Annotated in this window: 1 protein-coding gene; it reads left to right on the forward strand. The window is 63.0% G+C overall.

Translation table 11 applies throughout. From position 1 onward, the window contains the following. Positions 1-18 precede the first annotated feature (18 nt). A partial coding sequence (locus ACYVDK_RS18290; RefSeq protein WP_460524443.1) for an IS256 family transposase occupies positions 19-1,231 on the forward strand: 1,213 nt, incomplete at its 3' end.

Below are 1,231 nucleotides of genomic sequence, written 5' to 3' on the forward strand. Positions count from 1 at the left end.
ACCGAGACACTGACGGACATGGGTTCGTCGACGAAAAAAGCAGCACAGAAGTTCAAGGATCCCGCGGTGGCGGATCACGCCACGATTGCTCAGTTGGTGAAGGCTGCGCGGGCGCGTGGCGATGATCTGACGGGGCCGAACGGGCTGCTCAAGCAGCTCACGGCGGTGGTGCTGGAGACGGCGCTGGAGGGCGAGATGGATGAGCACCTCGGCTATGAGAAACATGATGTCGTGGGCCGCGGTACCGGGAACTCGCGTAACGGAACTCGTACCAAGACAGTTCTGACTGACAACGCAGGGCCGGTCCAGGTCACGGTGCCCAGGGACCGCAACGGCAGCTTCGAGCCGGTGATCGTGGCCAAGCACCAACGCCGACTTGGGGACGTCGACACGATCGCCCTGTCGCTGTATGCGAAGGGTCTGACCACAGGCGAGATCTCGGCGCATTTCGACGAGATCTACGGGGCATCCATCTCGAAAGACCGCATCAGCCAGATCACCGATGCGGTGGTCGATGAGATGAATGAATGGTGCGCACGACCGCTCCAGCCGGTCTATGCGGCGGTGTTCATCGACGCGATCCATGTCAAGGTGCGCGACGGGCAGGTCGCCAACCGGGCGTTCTACGCGGCGATCGGTGTCGATCTTGAGGGCCACCGCGACGTGCTCGGGGTCTGGGCGGGCTCCGACGGACGGGGTGAGTCCGCGAAGTACTGGATGAGCGTGCTCACCGAGATCAAGAATCGCGGTGTCACAGATGTGTTTTTCATCGTCTGCGACGGCCTGAAGGGCCTGCCGGACTCCGCAAACGCGGTGTTCCCGCTCGCGACGATCCAGACCTGCATCATCCATCTGATCCGCGGCACGTTCCGCTACGCCTCAAAGAAGTACTGGGACCGCATCGCCCGGGAACTCAAACCCATCTACACGGCGCCCTCGGCCGCGGCCGCGTGGGCGGCGTTCGAGGAGTTCGAAGCCGAATGGGCACCGAAGTATCCCGCGATATCCGGGCTCTGGCGATCTGCGTGGGAGCACTTCACACCGTTCCTCGGCTACGACGTAGAGATCCGCAAGGTGCTGTGCTCGACCAACGCGATCGAATCGCTCAATGCCCGATTCCGAAGGGCCGTGCGGGCACGCGGCCACTTCCCGTCCGAGCAAGCAGCGCTCAAAACGCTCTATCTCGTGACGCGGTCACTAGACCCGAAGGGCACCGGACAGTCACGATGGA

The organism is Humibacter antri (assembly GCF_054777235.1).